The organism is Arcobacter iocasae, from assembly GCF_042214795.1.
GTDB classification, from domain to species: Bacteria; Campylobacterota; Campylobacteria; order Campylobacterales; family Arcobacteraceae; genus Arcobacter; species Arcobacter iocasae.
Genome location: NZ_CP090177.1, coordinates 2,213,826 through 2,234,110, shown reverse-complemented (window position 1 = coordinate 2,234,110; position 20,285 = coordinate 2,213,826). Strand labels below are relative to the sequence as shown.

The following is a 20,285-nucleotide window of genomic DNA, read 5'->3' as shown; positions in this document are numbered from 1 at the left end:
CCTATGAAAAAAAGAGTACTTGTTAAGTTTTCAGGTGAAGCTTTAGCTGGTAGTGATGGATATGGTATTGATACAAAGATACTTGATTACATTGCAGAAGAGATAAGAGAATTAGTTGATAATGATATAGAAGTTGGTATCGTTATTGGTGGAGGTAATATTATTAGAGGTGTAACTGCAGCCGCTGATGGTGTTATTAAAAGAACTAGTGCAGATTATATGGGTATGTTAGCAACTGTTGTAAATGGTATTGCTATGCAAGAAGCACTAGAACACAAAGGTTTAAATGCTAGATTACAAACTGCTATAAAAATGGAACAAATTGCTGAACCATATATTGTAAGAAGAGCAAAAAGACATTTAGAAAAAGGAAGAGTTGTTATTTTCAGTGCTGGAACTGGAAATCCATTTTTTACAACTGATACAGCAGCAACTTTAAGAGCCACAGAAATTGGTGCTTGTATGTTAATTAAAGCAACAAAAGTTGATGGTGTTTATGATAAAGACCCTGCAAAATATGATGATGCTATTAAATTAGAAACATTATCGTATGATAGAGCTTTAGAAGATTCAATAAAAGTTATGGATGATACAGCTATTGCCCTTGCAAAAGATAATAGCCTTCCAATAGTCGTAGCTGATATGTACACAAAAGGTAATTTACTTAAAATCATAAATGGTGATTTAAGTCAATGTTCAATAGTAAAATAAATAAAGGAATAGTATGAGATTAGAAGAGAGATTATCACTAGCATTAAAAAAAGTAAACAACGATAGATATATTCTTGCATTAGCAGTTGGTCAAAGAGCTGATGAACTAAGCAAAGGTGCAAAACCACTTTTAGAAAAAAATACTCAACACATGAAATATACAGATATTGCGATTGATGAAATTGGAGAAGGGTTATTAGTTATTGAAGGTTTAGTAAACAAATAACAAGTATGGATCCATATATAAATAAAATTCAGCATATAAACACTATAAAAGGTGCTTATGCTGAATTAAGCTCTCAAATAGAAATAACTCCTAAATTAAAAGATATTGTTGATTTTTCAATTCAAGCCCATGAAGGCCAATTTAGAAAAAGTGGTGAACCTTATGCTGTGCATCCATTATTGGTTGCTTGTATAACTGCACATTTCTCAGCTGAAGAGTCAATCGTTGCAGCTGCCTTACTTCATGATGTAGTTGAAGATACCCAATATTCTTTAGAGTTTGTAAAGGAAAGATGGGGTGAAGACATCTCTTATATTGTTGATGGATTGACAAAAATTGATGAAATTAGAGAGAGTGAATTAGTAGCTTCAGATTCAGATAAAAAAATAGTTACTTCTGCTTTAACTTTTAGGAAACTATTAGTAGCTTCAATTGATGATCCAAGAGTCTTAGTAGTTAAACTTTGCGATAGACTTCATAATATGTTAACACTTTCAGCATTACCCCCTAAAAAACAATTTAGAATAGCAGAAGAGACTTTAGTAGTTTATGTTCCTATTGCTCATAGACTTGGTATTTCTACTATTAAAAATGAGCTAGAAGATTTGGCATTTTTTTATATTTATCCAGATGAATATAAAAAAATTGATGATTTTATGAAAGAAAATCAACAAACAATTCAAATAGGCTTTAATCAATTTATCTCTTCAACAAAAATGCTTTTAGAAAAGAATGGTTATGATGAAAGTAAAGTTAAAATATTTTCAAGGGTAAAACACCACTACTCTATTTATATGAAAATACAAAGAAAAGGTGTAACAATTGATGAAATCTTAGATCTTATGGCAATACGAATTCTTGTAAATAAAGAGATTGATTGTTATAAAGTCTTGGGACATATTCACTTAGAATATAAGCCTTTAATCTCAAGATTTAAAGACTATGTTGCAACCCCTAAAGAAAATGGTTATCAAACAATTCACTCAACTGTTTTTTTTAATTCAAAAATTCATGAAGTGCAAATTAGAACATTTGAAATGCATAAAGTTGCAGAATATGGAATTGCAGCCCATTGGAAATATAAAAGTGGAATCAAACATTCACCTAATTTAAATTGGTTAAAATCATTGGAATATACAAATGAAAATGTAGAAGAATTCTATAGTGAAGCAAAAGAAGATTTGTATTCTGAAGATATGGTAATTTACTCTCCAAGGGGAGATACTTTTACACTTCCTAGAAGTGCAACAGCTTATGATTATGCATATATGATTCATACAGATGTTGGAAATAAAGCTGTTGATTGTTATATAAATAAGGTTCGAAAGCCTTTATTAACAGAGCTAAAAAGTAGTGATATCGTCTCTATTAACACAACAGATCATAATATTCCAAGATGTTCTTGGATTCATATGGTAAGAACAAATAGAGCAAAAAAACAAATAAAATTATTGTGTACACAAAGAGACAAAGAGATAAATGAGTATAGTGGAAGAAATATATTAAACACTATTTTTACAAAATATAAAACATATATTGTAGCAGACCATAAAATTGAAAATATATACAAAATTCCTTTATTATTAGACTATTTAAAACATACAAAAAAAATGATTGAGAAGAAAATTCAAGAAAATATGAATTTTGTAGAACGATTTAAATTAACTCCAAAGAAATTAAAAGAATACAAATTTGAAAATATTCTTATTTATTCAAATTATTCAATTAATTCAGTCTCTTTTGAACACTGTTGTCATCCAAAAGTTGGTGATGATATAGTAGCTTTCAAAGAAGGGAATAAAGCAATAATTCACCACAAAATGTGTGATAAGGCTTACAAAAAAATAAAAGCAGAGAAAGAGATGCTTTTTTGTAAATGGGTAGAAAATGAACTTTACCAATACAAGATGGTTGTAAGTTTACAAAATACAAAAGGTGAATTAGCTAAATTATTAACATACATGAGTCAATATGAAGGTTATATTTTATCAGTTAGTTATGGAAGAGAACAACATAATTATATTCAATATTGTGATATAGAATTTGAAATTGATAAAAAAAATAGAGATGAAGTGCGTAAAATTATAGAAAAAAAGGCAAAAGTTATTGAGTTTTTTTCAAAAAAAGATGCATATAACAAAAACTAAATTTTTATTTAATAAATAAAAAGTATAATATGCGATTATTTAAAGAGGTATTATGGAAAACAAAATAAAAGAAGCATTAGCAGAGATTCAAAGAGGAAGCTTTGAAATAATTGATATTGAATCAATTGAAAAATTATTAAAAAACTTTTATGAAAAAGGTGAAAACTTTTATGTTAAAGCAGGATTTGATCCAACAGCTCCTGATTTACACCTTGGACATACTGTTCTTCTTCAAAAATTATCAGTTTTCCAAAGATTTGGAGGAATTGTTCAATTCTTAATAGGTGATTTCACTGCAAGTATTGGAGATCCTACTGGTAAAAGCGAAACAAGAAAAGTTTTATCAAAAGAACAAGTTTTACAAAATGCTCAAAGTTATAAAGATCAAGTTTTTAAAATATTAGATGAAAGTAAAACAGAAGTGGTTTTTAATTCAAACTGGCTAAATGACTTAGGTGCTGCTGGAATAATTGCACTTGCCTCAAATTTAACAGTGGCAAGAATGTTAGAGCGAGATGATTTCTCAAAAAGATATGCATCAAATACTCCAATTGCCGTAAGTGAGTTTACATATCCCCTACTTCAAGGTTATGATTCTGTTTATTTAAAATCTGACATAGAAATTGGTGGTACGGATCAGAAGTTTAACCTTTTGATGGGTAGAACATTACAAAAAGCATATAATATAGGAAAACAACAAGCAGTTTTAATGATGCCAATTTTAGAAGGACTTGACGGAGTTCAAAAGATGTCAAAATCCTTAAATAATTATATTGGTGTAACCGATGAAGCTAATAATATGTTTGGAAAAGTATTATCTATATCAGATGAACTTATGTGGAGATATTTTGAGCTTCTATCATCTAAATCATTAAAAGAAATAAAAGATTTAAAAAATGGCGTTGAAAATGGTACAATTCATCCAAAGAATGTAAAAGATTCATTAGCAATAGAAATTGTTGATAGATACCATGGTGCAGGGGCAGGATTAAAAGCTCAAGATGAGTTTAAAAAAGTTTTTGCAAAAAAAGACATTCCAACGGATATGCCAGAATTTAAACTTGAAGCTGGTACTTGGATTTGTCAAGCATTAGTTGATACTAATTTAGTTACTTCAACATCACAAGCAAGAAGAGATATAAAAGCAGGTGCTGTTAAAGTTAATCAAGAAAAAATTGATGATGATAAATTAAATTTATCAAAAGGTGAATATATTTTACAAAAGGGTAAAAAAAGTTTCGCTAAGATAGTAATAATATAAAGGGCTAATTTGAAAATAGGTAAATACGAAATTAAACACAACATTATTCAAGGTGGAATGGGTGTTGGAATAAGCTGGGATAAATTAGCAGGAACAGTAAGTAAAGAAGGTGGACTAGGTGTAATATCAGGTGTGGGGACTGGATATTACAAAGAAAATGAAAGCCTTGATATAAAAATGAGAAGAGACAAACCTGTTGATGTTCTAAATTTTTACAGTAAAGATGCTTTAAAAAGAATCATTGATAAAGCAAGAGATATTTGTGGTGATGCACCATTGGCTTGTAATATTTTATATGCATGTAATGACTATGGAAGAATAGTAGAAGATGCCTGTGAAGCAGGAATAAATATAATTATTACAGGTGCAGGAATTCCTACAAATATGCCTGCATTCGCAAAAGATTATCCAGATGTTGCATTAATACCAATAGTATCAAGTGCAAGAGCATTAAAACTTATTTGTAAAAAATGGAAAAGATACGATAGACTTCCTGATGCTGTAATTGTTGAAGGACCATTAAGTGGTGGACATCAAGGTTTTACTTATGAACAATGTTTTCAGGAAGAATATAGCTTAGAAAATATCGTACCACCTGTTATTGAAGAAGCAAAAAATTGGGGAAATCCTCCTATTATTGCAGCTGGTGGAATTTGGGATAAAAATGATATAGATAAATTCATTGCTATGGGTTGTGCAGGTGTTCAAATGGCAACTAGATTTATAGGAACAGTTGAATGTGATGCTGCTGATTCATTTAAAGAAGTTATTATTAATGCAAAATCTGAAGATATTCAACTAATGAAATCACCAGTTGGTCTTCCAGCAAGGGGAGTTCAAACTAATTTACAAAAAACTATGAGTGAGGGAACTGCTCCAAAAGTTGCTTGTATTTCGAACTGTGTTGCTCCTTGTCATAGAGGAGTAGAAGCTAAAGCAGTTGGATATTGTATCGCGGATAGACTAGGTGCTGCTTATCAAGGAGATACTGATACTGGATTGTTTTTTTCAGGTTCAAATGGATATAGAATAAAAGAGTTAACAACGGTTCATGAACTTATGGAAAAATTGACAAAAGGAGAATAAAATTTTTATTAAATTTATTCTTCTAGTCTTACTTTCATATAATCTTTTTGCTTCAACAAATGATTTAACTAATCAATACACTTCAAATAAAATGGATTATTTAAGAGCAGTCTTAAATAATGATAAAAAAAGTGAGAAGCAACACTTACAAAATCTAATAAAGATAGGTAAAAAGTTAAATAGAAATGTCAATACTTATGAAAAAGAGCTAAATAAATTAGCTTCAGTAGAGACTACAAGTAAAAAAGTAACTCCTAAAAAAGTTGTAACAAAGAAAACTACTCCTAAAAAAAAGACAACAACATACAAAAACTCTTCATATAATATAAGTAAAGTAACTGTAGAAGATAATCAAATTATTATTGACTTTAAACATTATATTAAAAAAGACTATATTCATTATTCAGAAGAAAAAAGAGGTGGAAAGTACTACGACATCTTTGATTTTGATGGAAGATTTGAAGATGCATCACCCACAAAACTAGTAATGAATGGTGTTGATAGAATTAGAATAACTCAATACAAGTATAGAACACTAAGAATAGAACTTATAAATAGTTTTAATTTAAAAGCAATATATATTATAAGCAAAAAAAGAGTTATTATTAAGATTCTAAATAGAAAAATTGAAAAAGAAAATAATTCAAAAGCTCTTCCAAAAATTGAAAATAATAAAGATAAAGTTGTAGTGATTGATCCTGGACATGGTGGCAAAGACTCAGGTGCCATAGGAGTTAAAAAAAGATATGAAAAAAATACTGTTTTAACTGTTGCTAAATATTTGTATTATGATTTGAAAAAAAGGGGATATACCGTTTATCTAACAAGAAATAAAGATAAATTTATAGAACTAAGAGATAGAACAAAATTTGCAAATAGAAAAAATGCAGATATATTTATTTCTATTCATGCAAATGCAGTGCCAAAATCTCAGTGGCAAAAAGCTAAAGGAATTGAAACTTTTTTCCTAAGCCCTGCTAGAAGTTCAAGAGCTAAAAGAATTGCAGCAATAGAGAATAAAACAGATATGTCTAGTATGAATAATAGCTCACAAAATGCACTTTTAACTATTTTAAATCAAAGTAAAATTACTTCAAGTCAAAAACTTGGAATTGATGTACAACAAAACTTATTATATACAGCTAGAAAAAAATATAAAGATATTCAAGATGGTGGAGTTAGAGAAGGACCTTTTTGGGTTCTTGTTGGTGCACAGATGCCCTCAATTCTTATTGAAATTGGATATATTACAAATAGTACTGAAGGTAGAAGATTATTTGAAACTTCATACCAAAGACTTTTAGCAAAAGGTATTGCTAATGGGGTTGATTCTTATTTCGCAAAAAATCAGTAATCTTTGATAATAACTTACTTTGTTTTGATCTAATATTTGGTAAATCAAAAATAGAAAAGAATTTTACCTTTGAGTTTTCCCAAGATAAATTATTATCTAAAAGTTTATCTTCAAAAAAATACTCTTCTAAATTTGATACTTTATTAGCATTTACTAACCAGATACCAATATCTTTTTCTAAATTAATTTGATCAAAAAACTCTTCAAAATCAGGAATTTCTACTTTGATATTACACTCTTCATAGAACTCTCTTTTAGCACACTGTAAAGCAGTTTCATTACTTGTTTTTACACCTTTTAAACAACCCCATTTATTGAAGCTTTTAACTGACTTACATAATAATATTTTAATATCATTTTCTTCTATTTTGTATAAACATATACCATAAGCATATTTTTTTGCCATTATTTATAACCTATTTTTTTCTTAATTAAAATGTATGTAATAATATACCATAAAAATATTGGCAATAATATTGAAACTTCAGGATTTAATACTCCACCTGATGAAAATTTATGAAGCATGAAAAATACTCCCCAAATTACTAAAGTTGATGCAATAGAAAATGAGGTAAATTTTCCTATGTTAAAAAATCTACTATTAAAAGATGTATATGAAAATATCAAAATTATCAATGGCACAAAATATAAAGGTGCAACTATTTCATAATACAAAGATGCCCTAATTTTACTTGTATTTACCTCTTGATTATTTAGAAGTGCCAAGGCAGTAATTGCATCAAGAATAGAAAATGAAGATGTGGATTCATAAACACTATCTAAAATCTTAGGTTTAAAACCTTCTAGAGTATATAAAAATTTTTCATGATGAATCTCTATTTTTGAACTATTCCAACTTATAACTTTAGGTTTTTTAGTAATTTTTGCATCAATTACATACCATCTATTATTTTGAAAGTATGCTTTTTTTGCAACAATACCCTCTTCAATATCATCATCAACAACTTTATAAATATGAATATCTTCAGCATATTTTTGTAATGGATACAACTTTTTAAAATATACAAAATAATCATTATATTTAACAAATATATCACTTTTCGAACTTGTAAAATATGTATTTTTTAAAATCTTTTCTTTATACTCATATGAATAGGCTAAAGGAGTCATTTGTAAGCCTATTAATAAAACTATTAAAATAATTGATACATTAACAACTGGCATAAAGATTTGTCTATTTCCAACACCTAAAGAGAATGAGGCTACCATTTCATTAGTTTTGACCATAATTACAATAGTTATAATCCAACCAAAGACTAAAGACAGGGGTAAGGTAAGTGTTAATGTAAAAAAACTATTATATAAAATATATAATAATTGCAAATTGGCAGAATTTGGAACTTCGTCAAAGTTTTGTAAGAAATCAATTCCCACAAAAAATATTTGTAAAGATATTAAAACTATGACAAAATTTCTAATAAATTTTCGTAGTAAATATTTTGTTATTATTCTCATTTATTTCATTGTAAATTTGGATTTTACTTCATCTATTGAATCTACTTTTAAAGACTCGATAGCATTGATAGTATGAGAGATTATACCTTCTAGTTTATTTAATTCTTCTTTTGAAAAGTCCGATAATACATAATTGGCAACATCATTTTTACTTTCAGGTTTTCCAATACCAATTCGAACCCTAATATACATGTTCCCAACATGAGAATCTATTGATCTTAAACCATTATGACCACCATGACCACCACCTATTTTAAACTTTACAGTTCCAAAGGGTAAATCCAAATCATCATGTATTACAATTATATCTGCAAGACTTAATTTATAATATTCTTTTATTGCATGAACTGCTAATCCTGAGTTATTCATATAAGTTGTAGGTTTTACTAAAAGTTGATTTGATGCTTTTAAAACATCTGCATTGAAGTTTGATTTATTAATATTTGAAGTTGTAAGATTTTTAGCTATCTCATCGATAACTAAAAAACCTACATTGTGACGATTGTTTTCATATTTAGTACCTGGATTTCCAAGTCCTACTATTAAAAACATAATTTTACTACTTAGCTTTAATTACACCAACGATTGGTACTCTTGGGTCTAAATAACAATCTACACCTTCTGGCATAGTTAAATTTCTTACTAAAACATTATCACCAGTATCTAAATCAGCAATTTCGATATGGAAATTTTCTGGTAAGTTTTCAATTGTACATTTTACTGCAACTCTTTTTTTATGGAAAACAAATAAACCTTTGTTTTTTAAACCTTTTGGAGTTCCATTAACAGTTACAGGTACTAAATAATTAGTTTTTACACCTGGTAATGCCATCATTAAATCTACATGTAATAATTCAGAAGTAATAGGTGCTTTTTGGTACTCTTTTACAACTACTTTACAAACAGTGTCACCAACTTTTACATCAAATGCAACAGTTGTTTTATTTTTTAAGTATCTAACAAAATCATTTCTTTTAAATGCAGCATTGATATTTTCAACACCTTTTCCGTAGATATTAGCTAAAATGTAACCATCTCTTTTAAGTTGTTTAGCACTTTGCTTAGTTATACTATCTCTTACGATACCCTCTAACATTTTAATTCCTTATTTTAATTTAAAGTTGGGGATTATACAAAAGTATTGATTAAACTTTCTTTAAGTTGTAGGCTATTTTTTCAAGTTTCTCACATAAAAATAAATTGATTTGATCTCATCATTAGTTAAGAAGTATGAAGGCATGATATTTGAACTACCTCTTTTTGTAGTTAAAACATCAACATAATCTTCAAAAGGAACATTTTTAATTGCAGGTGCCATTAATGTTTTTGTTATATTTTTTTTATTTTTGTACTTTGCAATTACAAGGCTTTTATCACCATCTCCATGACATTTATTGCACCCTATTCCCCTTGGATTTGCATATAACATTGCACCATATTCATATTCTGTAATAAATGAGTTATTTATAATATCTTTTGCAAAACTTATATTTACAAATAAAAAAATAATCGCAAGCTTGGCTATTCTCAAACTTAACCTTTGTATAAATTGTTTTTGGGTATTATAGCAGGCTAAAATTAAACAGTTATAAGGTAACTAGATGGTTATATTAGATGGTAAAGCATTATCAGCAAAAATAAAAGAAGAAGTTAGAGTTGAAGTAGCAGAGTTTGTAAAAAATGAGCAAATCACTCCAGGACTTGCAGTTGTATTAGTTGGTAGTGATCCAGCAAGTGCAACTTATGTAAATAGCAAGCACAAATCATGTGAAGCAGCAGGTATTTATTCTGAGGTTCATACAAAAGATGAATCTACTACTCAAGAAGAGTTATTAGCGTTGATTGAAAATATGAATAATAACCCAAAACTTGATGGTATTCTGGTTCAATTACCACTTCCAAAACATATTGATACTAGAACTATTTTAGAAGCAATTAATCCTTTAAAAGATGTAGATGGTTTCCATCCTTGTAATGTTGGGAAAATGGTTTCAAATCTTGATTCATTTTTACCTGCAACTCCTTTTGGTGTAATGAGAATGTTTGAAGAGTATGGAATAGAATTAAGTGGTAAAAATGCAGTTGTTATTGGAAGTAGCGACATTGTTGGTAAACCAATGGCTTCACTTCTAATCAATGCAAAAGCTACAGTTACTGTTTGCAACTCACGAACAAAAGATTTAAAAGCTCATACAAAAGATGCTGATATTGTTGTCATTGCTGTTGGTGTTCCACACTTACTAAAAGCTGATATGATAAAAGATGGTGCGGTTGTTATTGATGTTGGTATTAATAGACTTGATACTGGTAAACTAACAGGTGATGCTGATTTTGAAGATTGTAAAGACAAATGTTCATTTATCACTCCAGTTCCTGGTGGAGTTGGACCTATGACTATTGGAATGTTATTAAAAAATACTCTTAAAGCTGCAAAGTTAAGAGAAAAAAGAGAAAGTAAATAAATGTTAAAAAAAATATATAACTGGTCTAGTTCTTGGACTGGTACAATTGTAATTGTTTTATGTATCATATTTTTTGTTGCACAAGCATTTGTAATCCCAAGTGGAAGTATGAAAAATACACTTCTAATTGGTGATATGCTTTTTGTAAAAAAGTTTTCTTATGGTATCCCTACTCCAAGAATTCCTTGGCTAGAAATCAAAGTACTTCCAGAGTTTCATGATAATGGACACTTAATTACAGGTGAAGGTCCAAAGCGTGGAGATATTGTGGTTTTTAGATATCCAAATGAAGAGACAGTTCATTATGTAAAAAGATGTGTTGCAGTTGGTGGAGATATCGTTGCCCTTCAAGACAAAGTATTATATTTGCACCCTCATGAAGGTAATGAGTATGTTAAAAATAACTATCCAATAACACAAATATCAGAATTTGATGGAAAACTTTGGATAAAAAATCCATACAGAAAAGATCATCCTGGAATTCATAATGACCCAAGTGTTACAGATAATGGATTTAATCCACAACAACTATTTAATATGTCTCCTATTAAAGTTCCTGAAAATGAATATTTTATGATGGGTGATAATAGAGACCACTCAAATGACTCAAGATTTTGGGGAACAGTTAAATACAAATATATAGTAGGAACTCCATGGTTTATCTATTTTTCTTGGGACAAAAATAAAGAAGTTAGATGGGATAGAGTTTTTAGAACAGTTGGAAGTATAGAAAAAGATATAGAAGGCAAAGAAATCAAAATCAATCACGAAAAAGGAATTTACTAAAATGAAATATTTTATTGGTGCAGATCATGCAGGAATTGATATTAAAGCATATGTAAAAGAGCTTTTTGAAGCAAAAGGTCATGAAGTTATTGACTTAGGACCAAGTAATAAAGATAGAGTTGATTATCCTGATTTTGCAGCTAAAGTTTGTAAAGAAGTTTTAGTAAATGAGGGTTCAAAAGGTATATTAATCTGTGGTTCTGGTATTGGTATGAGCATGGCTGCTAATAAATTTGATGGTATTAGAGCAGCCCTTTGTCACAATGAATACTCTGCACAAATGGCAAGAGAACACAATGATGCTAATATAATTTGTCTAGGGGAGAGAGTTTCTGGATTAGGAATGGTAGAAGCGATTGTTGATGCTTGGGATAAAGCAACTTTCCAAGGTGGAAGACACGAAGGTAGAGTTGATAAAATCAACAAACTTTTTGGCAGCTGTAGAGCTTAAAGACTAAAGAGTTATCTCTTTAGTCTCATCTTCATTCCATCTTCATCATCATAAAAATTTTCTAAAATCTTCACTTTTTCAAATCCAAACTTTTCATATAATTTTATAGCTGGAATATTGCTAATTCTTACTTCAAGTTCAAAGATATCTTTATTCAAATTGTTTAAAGAAAACTCTAATAAAGACTTACCTAAACCTTTTCCTTGAAAATCTTTTAAAATAGCAAGGGAATAGAGTCTATAATGATTTTTTCTTTTGAGCCATAAAATATAAGCTGCAGTTTTTTCATCAATTATTAACTTATAAATAATATTTCTTTTTAAATGATAATTAAAAGCTGCCCTACTTAAAGCAGCACTATCTCCCAAAAAGAGTTCATTTTCTATAAAAACAAGCTCTTTTATATCAGAAGTTGTTGCTATTTCTATTTTCATTTTTGATAAATTGTATATTTAGGTACTAATTTATTTGGTCTATATGACATTTTTACTTTTTTCAAGTTTTCAAATCCCATATCATCACCCACATTTATATAATCAACATTGAACTTATCTTTTAAGATTTTTGTGAACTCTCTAAAGATAAATTGTGCACAACCAAGTATTTCGAAATCTGTTTTTTCAATGATTACACTTGCAGTTTGTGCATTTATTTGCTCACCTACTGTGAAACCTTTTATCTCATCATTTATATAAATAACAAGTCCAATAATGTCAAGGTTATCATAATCGTTTATTAATCTTTTTATGGCAAATCTCTCAAAATATATCCCATCCATAAAAACTTCAACTTCTTCTTTTGGCATATATGTTGTTCTATCTTTTACCCATTTGTTAAACAGACTTAGAACTTCTGTTCCATGCTTTTCTTTATTTAAAATCTCAATTCTATGGTCTGGATAAATTTTCTTGAATTTGTTTATCTCATTTCTTTTTGATTTATAAGAGTCACCTTTTAATTCAATTAAATCTTCAACTTTATAAATATAATCAACAAGTTTTTTTTCAATAATAAAGTCTTTAAGCATTTCATATACTAAAGTACCCTCTTCCAAATAATCAACAAAGCCTTCTAATAACTCTTCATGTACATACTCTATTTTAGAATAGTTTCTATTACTATTGTGAGCATTCATTATTTCAAAACATTGAAGCATTGCATCATAGGTATTATTTTTTTTACCAATTGGAGGTAAAAGCATAGATAACTCACCAGAGCTTAAAATGAACAAACAAAAGGTGTCATTCACGATTGCATAAAATCCAGTCGCAGTTGATAACCAAATATAATTTCCTGCAAAAGTATAATCACTTACATCCACATTTATTAGTTCTAAATATTTAGTCATTTCCTCTTTTGCTTTTAAATCAAAGTGTTTTAAAGTATAGTTGCTTATTGTCAAAGTTGACATTATTTTTCTTTTTCCTTGTATGAATTTTTCAGAATTATACACCTAATTTTTCATTTTGCGTCAAAAATAAAAAAAGTTTTTTCTAAGTGCCTATTTATCAATATTATGGGATAATCAAAACAAAACAAAAGAGTCTAAGATGCACGAACCATGGGTAGCTTATGTAGTAGTTGGAACAGTAACAACACTAATGATGATAGGCAAAAAAATGATATTTTTTGATGACTCAAAAAAGAAAGATAAAAAAGATGATTAACCACAAAATTATAGACTATATTTTTACTTCAGCCTCAATTCAAAGATGGAATGACTATCCCCGAATGGTAGAATTAGTAGAATTAGATAAACAAGCTCATAAATTTGTTATTGCATATTTTATTGCAAAACTTGAAGATGATATAAATTACACACACCTAATAGAAGCAGGAATTTTTGAATTCTTACGACGAGTAGTAGTGACAGATATTAGACCTGATGTTTTTAGAAATGCCTTACAAAAAAAATCAAAAGAGATAAATGCTTGGGTTATAGAAAAACTCCATGATTCTATAAAAGATATAGATGGTGGTAATTTTTTAAAAAAATTCCAAGAATATTTAGAAAATCCAGAAATGTACAAAAAAGAGAGATTTATAAATAAAGCAGCATCATATCTTGCTACAAAATGGGAATTTTCTATTGTATATCAAACAAGTGCTTTTTTAAGTGACATAGAAGATGTAAAAAAAAGTGTGGAAGAAGAACTTGAAGACTATTATGAATTAATAGGTGTGAGAAAAATTGCACTTAATAAAAAACTATCTAAAATTGTTGATTTAAGTGGAAGATTAAGATTTCAAAAAAGATGGTCACAAACACCTAGAATCCCTGAAACTTCTGTTTTAGGACATATGTTAATAGTGGCATTATTTGGATACTTTTATTCCCTTGATGTAAATGCTTGTGATAAAAGATTGCAAAACAACTTTTACACAGCACTTTTCCATGATTTACCAGAAGCACTAACAAGAGATATTATCTCTCCTGTAAAATATTGTGTAGATGATTTATCTGAAATCATTAGTGAATATGAAATCATAAAAATAGAAGATGACATCATGCCAAATGTTCCTGAAAAAATAAAAGAAGAGTTTTCATATCTTCTAGGTTTATATGATGGTGTAAAAGATGAATTTTTAGACAAAATAAATGAAGATGGTATAAAAATTGTAACTGGTGGGTTAGCTTCATACAATGTTGATAAATACAATGCAATAGATGGACAAGCTTTAAAACAGTGTGATAAGTTATCAGCTTTTATTGAAGCTAGTTTATCAATTTCCCATGGAATAAAATCAAAAGAGTTGGTAAATGGGAAAAAAGAGATTATCAAAACCCTTAAAACTATTCAAGATGTTGATTTTAAAGAGATAGCTACAAAAATCGACCTAGCATTTGGAACAACAGGTCAGACTCAAGTTAGAATGGACTTTGAATAAAAGGAAGAAATCTTCCTTTTATTTTATTAGAATTTATATCTTAAATTAATATATCCATATCTTCCTGGATCATTAAAAGTAATTTGATTTCCACCTATAACTGTATATGAAATATCTTTATAAGTATTTGTTGAAGCATAAGTTTTATCAAATACATTATCAACACCTAAAGTTATTTCAAAATTTTTGCTTATGCTATTTTTATATTTTAAATTAAAAAGAGCATATCCGCCTAACTTCTGTTCACCATTATCACTATCAATTTTATTCCAGTTATCAACAGCTACCATTTCTGCTGTTAGTTTATGAATTGAATACTCATAATTTAAAGCTATATTAGCTTTTAAAGGAGGAATTTCAGCTAAGTTTTTATTTGTTTGACCATCTAGTGCTTTATCTTTTTTTCCTCTTTGATAAGCAATTCCATAATCTGCTGAAAATGAATCTCCTAATAAATAGAATCCACTTATTTCTGCACCATAAATCTTAGCATCAACATTTTCAAACTTTTTACTTGTTGCATTGTTATAAATATAATCTTTTAATACAGAATAAAAAAGTTTTGATTTAATATTAAAATTACCTATTGTTTTTTCAAAACCAAGATCAGCTTCATAGTTTTTTGTTTGTTTTAAATCTTGATTCCCTTTTGAACCCATTCCTGAAAAATAAAGTTCTCTTGCATCAGGAACTCTAGAAGATTTACCAATTCCTGCAAAATACTTAGTAAATTCGTCTTGATTATAAACAGCAAAAACATTTGCACTTAGTGCATTGTATTTTCTTTCATTTTTTGTATTACCATCTGGCTCAATATTTGTATGGTCATATCTTGAACCAAAGTCTAAATTTAATTTACCAAAATCCTTTTCTAATTTTGCAAATATTGCTTTATTTGTAGTATCTGTTGATGGAAAAGAATCAGCAGTTGGTGTAATCTTCCCTGTTGTAATTGATGTTTGATAATTATTACTTCTCCAGTTTCTAACACTTGTATCTAATCCAACTGTTAAAATTGAATCAGCAATTTCCATACTATTTTTTAATTTTGTTCCCCAAATTGATGTTTTCATATGACTTGTCATATACATCATACTAGGATTTCTTAATTTTGTACTCATAGGATGATCTACATCTGAGTAATAATAATCTAAATTCAACTCTTTTGAATACTTACCTAAATCTCTTTTTGTATACCCAATGGTATAAATATTTGAATCATCATAATCAGCATCCATTCCACCAGCTGGATATAATACATTATCGCTTCTGTTTGCCGTATATGAAAGTTTTACTTCTGAACTATCATCTATATTAAAAATTAGTTTAGATAAGAGTGTTTTTTTAGTATATGCTTTTTCATTAGAATCTTTATAACGTGTTGTAGAAGGGACACCTTTTTCAACTTGTTGTTCATAAAAGTCATTACCATTTCCATCTTTATATTGGTCACTTTTTTCAGTTGAAGCTGAAAGTAATAATTTAAATCTATCTGTTCCTCCACTTATTGTTGCACTTGCTTTTCTATAATTAAAGCTTCCAGCATTTAAATTAACTTCTCCATGTAAATCTTTTGTTGGCTCTTTTGTATGTACTTGAACTTTCCCACTTAATGTTCCAAAGTTCTCAACATCATATGGTCCTTCTATTACTTCTACACTTTCTACATTATTTGTTAATATATGTGATGTTACTGGATCCATTCTATTAGGACAAGCTCCATAAATCTTTGCATCATCAATTAATACATTGATATTATCTTTCTTTTGTCCTCTTAAAATAATATCATTAGCAATTCCATTTCTTCTTACAATAGATATTGAAGGTACATTTTTACTTAAGGCTTCAGCTAAATCTGCTGATTTAAGTTGATCTTCACTTATATCTTTAACTACTTTTGTATTAACTTTTTGAGCAACATTTACAGTTGGTATTTCAACTTCATTTCCTAACAAAACAGTTGAAGCAACAATACTTAACAAACAAATAGACTTTTTCAATACATTCTCCTTATTTTTATAATGTATTATTATGTATGTCTGTTAATTTTATGTTAATTTTTATATTTAATTTAAGATTTATAATATTCTAAGAAAAACTAAATTAGTCTTTCTTAGGAGGGATAAACATTATAAGATATTTTAAATCTTTATCTAGTTTGTCTTCATTAAAAGGATAAATAAATACATGCTCACTCTTTGTAATAATAGCAATTATCAAAGAATTTTCCGCATTATTTTTTATAGCATCTTCATAAGTAAATTCTTCTGATAACAGTGTTGTTTGAAATTTCCACCCATCATTAAAATTATTTGTGAAATCATTGTAAAACATTTTTGAATCAAAAAGAGTAGTTCCTCTTACTGCTTCACTTGGTAATTTATTTTCATTTTCTTGTTGCCAGGCTACTTCATAAACACTATGTTGCCCAAGTTCTGGAGCAAACTGTGAGCAAACCAAAGTGTTGTAAGATTTATTTGAGGTTAAAGCAAGAAGTTTAGTTATATGGGAAAGCTCTAAAACTTCTTCTGTTCTTTCAGCTAAAATTTCTCCATAAAAAGTAGGAATATTTTGCATTCTTGCAGGTTTGAGATTTTCCCATTTTTTATCAACTAATAATACTGGAATTTCATTTTTTTGTAATTCACTAGCGAATGCAATACTCCAAGGTAAGACACCAATTAACATCAATCCATCGGGATGATTAGATGCCAAGTCTAATTTTTTTGCCAACCAGCCAATACTTAATCCATGAAAAACAACAGTAAGAATAATTAAGGCAAAAACTAAAGGAAGTAATAATTCAGCACCTGCATAACCTTTTTCCATAAGTTGAGGACTAAATAAACCAGCAATTGCAGCTGCAACTATACCTCTTGGAGCAATCCAAGCGATAAATAACCTCTCCTGCCAATCTATGTCAGTTCTAATTGTAGATAAATAAACACTCACTGGTCTAAACACAAATATTATTAAAAATAGAAGTAGCCAACTTTCCCAACCTAATCGTTGTAATATTTCAGGTTGAATATCAGCTGTTAATATAATAAATATAGCAGAAACAAGTAGTATTGTCACATACTCTTTAAACCGTCTTAATTCATCCAATGAATTTAATTTTTGATTGGCAAGAGTAATTCCTAATATTGTTGTGGCCATAAGTCCAGCTTCACTTTGAACAAGATTTGCTAAGGTATAAACTAGAAAAATACTAATTAAAATAATAGGTGATTTTAGATGTTCAGGAACTTTTCCTTTTTTAAAGGCTTCTGCAATAATAAAACCAATACCCACACCAAGTATTAAAGATACAATAAGGCTTAATCCAAGTCCCATTACTATATCAATTACTAAAGTTTCACTTTGTGACAACATGTAATAACTATAAATCAGCACTACAAGTAAAGCTCCAATTGGGTCATTAATAATACCTTCCCATTTTAATAATGCAGCTGGTCGTCTATTTAAGTTTGCTTGCTTTAATAGTGGTCCAATTACAGTAGGACCAGTTACTATTATAATAGCTCCAAAAATTAAAGCTACAGGAATTGATAAACCTACTAAATAGTATGAAGCTATTGCCCCAAATAAAAAAGTAAATAAAACATTCCAAGTTATTAGTCGATTTATAACTTGTGAATTTTGCTTAAATTCATGCCATTTTAAGTTTAATCCACCTTCAAATAAAATTATCGCAACACCAAGTGAAATTATTGGATGAAAGATATCTCCAAAATCTTCTTTTGGATTTATCCATCCAGTTATTGGTCCCATAACAAATCCAGCAATTATCAAAAGTATCAATGCTGGGATTTTTAAACGCCACCCTATCCACTGTAAAACAATACCAACTATAATTATTGATGCCATAATTTCTGTAAGATGTTGATGTTGCATTTATTTCCCTTATTTATTGATTTTTCAATAGTTTAGCATTTAATAAATTCAAAAAAACTTCTTTTATCATTGAAGCAAGAAAATAAAAAAAGAAAAAGTTACTATTAAAAGCCATTTTTTATTTATTAATTTAATTATGATAAACATAAATTTTAATATAATAAATCTAAATATGATATACTAAAATAAATTTATGGAATAAATATGGCAAAGATTACATTAGATATTGAAGATAAAAATTTAGATACTATTTTAACGATATTACAAAGTATAAAAAGTGAACTTATAACTGCTATTAATGTGGATGAAAAGGTATTAAGTAAAAAACCTTTTAAATATATACCAAAAAATGTAATTAAAAGAAGAATCAATTCTGAAACTGCGCCAATAAAAGGTACAGTGAGTTTAAAAGATGATTATAAAAAAAATCTTCAAAGTAAACTGTCATAAATAAAAAATTAAATAGGAAAACTTATGCAAATATTTTTAGGAATTATATTAGTTATTATTTTAATAGGAATTATTATCTATAAACTAGATAATAAATTTGAAAAAAGAGAAATTATTATCTTATCCGCTATTGTCATAGTTGTGATATTAGTTTTTACAATGTATCAAAAAAATCAAGAGAATTTTTTCCCAAATGCTTTTAAAGAAAAGTATAAACAAGAGAAAAATATAGAAATATTAAAACTCTCAAGTGAACTTTTAAATAATAAAGTTGTCTCTTCAAAAGATCATTTTGTTTATAAATTCACTTACATAATTAAAAAGAATAACAAAGAGTATTTATGTGTAGCAAATAATGTAAATATCAATAAAATTGGCGATGAGTATATTTTTGACAAATGGAGTGAAGAGTGTAAAGAACAATAATCTTTTAGCTCTAAGAGGGCTTAAAAGATTGTTTTGTCTTACAAACATGAGGGAATAAACAATTATCACATTCAGGTTTCACTGCTTTACAAGTATATCGACCAAATAAAACCATCGCTTGGTGGAAGATATGTAAGTCACCCTTTAGTTTCTTAACCAAATGTTCTTCTGTTTGCTCCACAGTTTTACCATCACTAAGACCTAATCTATGAGATACTCTAAATACATGAGTATCAACAGCCATCAAGTTTGCACCCTCTGCTTCTATCATAAAGACATTGGCAGTTTTATTCCCCACACCTGCTAACTTCATCAAAGCTTTTGTATCATGGGGAATATCTCCACCATGATTTTCAATAACACTTCGAGCCATCTTGATGATATTTTGTGACTTATTATTAAAAAAAGAACATGAGTTTAACAATTTTTTCACATCTTCTAAACTTGCTTCAGCCAAATCAAACGGAGTAGGATACTTTTCAAACAATGCAGGAGTAATAATATTCACTCTTTTATCAGTACATTGAGCCGATAGTATAATGGCAATTAAAAGTTCAAAATCATTTTTATAATTTAGTTCTGTAACAGCATCAGAGTATTTTTCAACAAAGGCTTCTTTTATTATCTCAATATCTTTTTTAGTTGCTTTTTTCATAAGTAGAA

General features: G+C 28.4%; 22 protein-coding genes. 12 read left to right on the top strand and 10 right to left on the bottom strand.

What is annotated here, in order from left to right:
• Positions 1 to 3 precede the first annotated feature (3 nt).
• From pyrH to LXN10_RS11170, 6 genes are all read left to right on the top strand, one after another.
• Entirely contained in the window at positions 4 to 711 is a 708-nt protein-coding gene (pyrH, locus tag LXN10_RS11195; RefSeq protein WP_129100223.1) for a UMP kinase, read from the top strand.
• A gap of 13 nt (positions 712 to 724) precedes the next feature.
• A complete protein-coding gene (locus tag LXN10_RS11190) occupies positions 725 to 937 on the top strand; it encodes a DNA-directed RNA polymerase subunit omega (protein WP_375723099.1) in 213 nt (70 codons plus the stop codon).
• A 5-nt stretch (positions 938 to 942) separates the two neighbouring features.
• The gene (locus LXN10_RS11185; protein ID WP_375723098.1) at positions 943 to 3,084 is read left to right on the top strand and encodes a RelA/SpoT family protein; all 2,142 of its coding nucleotides are present in this window, start codon (positions 943 to 945) and stop codon (positions 3,082 to 3,084) included.
• Positions 3,085 to 3,136: 52 nt separating this feature from the next.
• A complete protein-coding gene (tyrS, locus tag LXN10_RS11180) occupies positions 3,137 to 4,345 on the top strand; it encodes a tyrosine--tRNA ligase (RefSeq protein ID WP_375723097.1) in 1,209 nt (402 codons plus the stop codon).
• A gap of 9 nt (positions 4,346 to 4,354) precedes the next feature.
• Positions 4,355 to 5,431 (top strand): nitronate monooxygenase, encoded by a 1,077-nt coding sequence (locus LXN10_RS11175; protein ID WP_375723096.1) that lies wholly within the window; start codon positions 4,355 to 4,357, stop codon positions 5,429 to 5,431.
• Between the two features lie 91 nt (positions 5,432 to 5,522).
• A complete protein-coding gene (locus tag LXN10_RS11170) occupies positions 5,523 to 6,785 on the top strand; it encodes an N-acetylmuramoyl-L-alanine amidase family protein (protein WP_375723095.1) in 1,263 nt (420 codons plus the stop codon).
• On the opposite strand, the gene LXN10_RS11165 is transcribed toward LXN10_RS11170, so the two are convergent.
• From LXN10_RS11165 to LXN10_RS11145, 5 genes are all read right to left on the bottom strand, one after another.
• Positions 6,748 to 7,191, bottom strand: coding sequence for an NUDIX domain-containing protein (locus tag LXN10_RS11165; protein ID WP_375723094.1), 444 nt, complete (start codon positions 7,189 to 7,191; stop codon positions 6,748 to 6,750). The genes LXN10_RS11170 and LXN10_RS11165 overlap by 38 nt on opposite strands.
• A complete protein-coding gene (locus LXN10_RS11160) occupies positions 7,191 to 8,261 on the bottom strand; it encodes an LptF/LptG family permease (protein ID WP_375723093.1) in 1,071 nt (356 codons plus the stop codon). The genes LXN10_RS11165 and LXN10_RS11160 overlap by 1 nt, the downstream gene beginning before the upstream one ends.
• Entirely contained in the window at positions 8,262 to 8,813 is a 552-nt protein-coding gene (pth, locus tag LXN10_RS11155; RefSeq protein WP_375723092.1) for an aminoacyl-tRNA hydrolase, read from the bottom strand.
• A 7-nt stretch (positions 8,814 to 8,820) separates the two neighbouring features.
• The gene (locus tag LXN10_RS11150) at positions 8,821 to 9,357 is read right to left on the bottom strand and encodes a 50S ribosomal protein L25/general stress protein Ctc (RefSeq protein ID WP_375723091.1); all 537 of its coding nucleotides are present in this window, start codon (positions 9,355 to 9,357) and stop codon (positions 8,821 to 8,823) included.
• Between the two features lie 72 nt (positions 9,358 to 9,429).
• Entirely contained in the window at positions 9,430 to 9,792 is a 363-nt protein-coding gene (locus tag LXN10_RS11145) for a cytochrome C oxidase subunit III (protein ID WP_375723090.1), read from the bottom strand.
• A 70-nt stretch (positions 9,793 to 9,862) separates the two neighbouring features.
• On the opposite strand from LXN10_RS11145, the gene folD reads away from it, so the two are divergent.
• Genes folD through rpiB form a run of 3 tightly spaced genes read left to right on the top strand, consistent with a single transcriptional unit; the run spans position 9,863 to position 11,960 of the window.
• Positions 9,863 to 10,723 (top strand): bifunctional methylenetetrahydrofolate dehydrogenase/methenyltetrahydrofolate cyclohydrolase FolD, encoded by an 861-nt coding sequence (folD, locus tag LXN10_RS11140; RefSeq protein ID WP_375723089.1) that lies wholly within the window; start codon positions 9,863 to 9,865, stop codon positions 10,721 to 10,723.
• Positions 10,724 to 11,509, top strand: coding sequence for a signal peptidase I (lepB, locus tag LXN10_RS11135; RefSeq protein WP_375723088.1), 786 nt, complete (start codon positions 10,724 to 10,726; stop codon positions 11,507 to 11,509). It begins immediately after the preceding gene.
• A gap of 1 nt (position 11,510) precedes the next feature.
• A complete protein-coding gene (gene rpiB, locus LXN10_RS11130; protein WP_375723087.1) occupies positions 11,511 to 11,960 on the top strand; it encodes a ribose 5-phosphate isomerase B in 450 nt (149 codons plus the stop codon).
• 11 nt (positions 11,961 to 11,971) lie between these two features.
• On the opposite strand, the gene LXN10_RS11125 is transcribed toward rpiB, so the two are convergent.
• Together LXN10_RS11125 and LXN10_RS11120 are read right to left on the bottom strand one after the other, a co-directional pair.
• Positions 11,972 to 12,394, bottom strand: a complete 423-nt coding sequence (locus LXN10_RS11125) for a GNAT family N-acetyltransferase (RefSeq protein ID WP_375723086.1) — start codon at positions 12,392 to 12,394, stop codon at positions 11,972 to 11,974.
• Positions 12,391 to 13,371: a DUF2156 domain-containing protein gene (locus LXN10_RS11120; protein ID WP_375723085.1), complete on the bottom strand. Its 981-nt coding sequence runs from the start codon at positions 13,369 to 13,371 to the stop codon at positions 12,391 to 12,393. The genes LXN10_RS11125 and LXN10_RS11120 overlap by 4 nt, the downstream gene beginning before the upstream one ends.
• 248 nt (positions 13,372 to 13,619) lie before the next feature.
• Between LXN10_RS11120 and LXN10_RS11115 the strand changes: the two genes are divergently transcribed.
• Positions 13,620 to 14,849 (top strand): HD domain-containing protein, encoded by a 1,230-nt coding sequence (locus tag LXN10_RS11115; RefSeq protein WP_375723084.1) that lies wholly within the window; start codon positions 13,620 to 13,622, stop codon positions 14,847 to 14,849.
• A gap of 26 nt (positions 14,850 to 14,875) precedes the next feature.
• On the opposite strand, the gene LXN10_RS11110 is transcribed toward LXN10_RS11115, so the two are convergent.
• Together LXN10_RS11110 and LXN10_RS11105 are read right to left on the bottom strand one after the other, a co-directional pair.
• Positions 14,876 to 16,849, bottom strand: a complete 1,974-nt coding sequence (locus tag LXN10_RS11110; protein WP_375723083.1) for a TonB-dependent receptor — start codon at positions 16,847 to 16,849, stop codon at positions 14,876 to 14,878.
• Positions 16,850 to 16,952: 103 nt separating this feature from the next.
• Entirely contained in the window at positions 16,953 to 18,746 is a 1,794-nt protein-coding gene (locus LXN10_RS11105; RefSeq protein ID WP_375723082.1) for a cation:proton antiporter, read from the bottom strand.
• 204 nt (positions 18,747 to 18,950) lie between these two features.
• Between LXN10_RS11105 and LXN10_RS11100 the strand changes: the two genes are divergently transcribed.
• Together LXN10_RS11100 and LXN10_RS11095 are read left to right on the top strand one after the other, a co-directional pair.
• Positions 18,951 to 19,196 (top strand): hypothetical protein, encoded by a 246-nt coding sequence (locus LXN10_RS11100; RefSeq protein WP_375723081.1) that lies wholly within the window; start codon positions 18,951 to 18,953, stop codon positions 19,194 to 19,196.
• 24 nt (positions 19,197 to 19,220) lie between these two features.
• Positions 19,221 to 19,622, top strand: a complete 402-nt coding sequence (locus LXN10_RS11095) for a hypothetical protein (protein ID WP_375723080.1) — start codon at positions 19,221 to 19,223, stop codon at positions 19,620 to 19,622.
• Positions 19,623 to 19,632: 10 nt separating this feature from the next.
• Here the strand turns inward: LXN10_RS11095 and nth are convergent, their stop codons facing one another.
• A complete protein-coding gene (nth, locus tag LXN10_RS11090; protein WP_375723079.1) occupies positions 19,633 to 20,277 on the bottom strand; it encodes an endonuclease III in 645 nt (214 codons plus the stop codon).
• Positions 20,278 to 20,285: the final 8 nt, after the last annotated feature.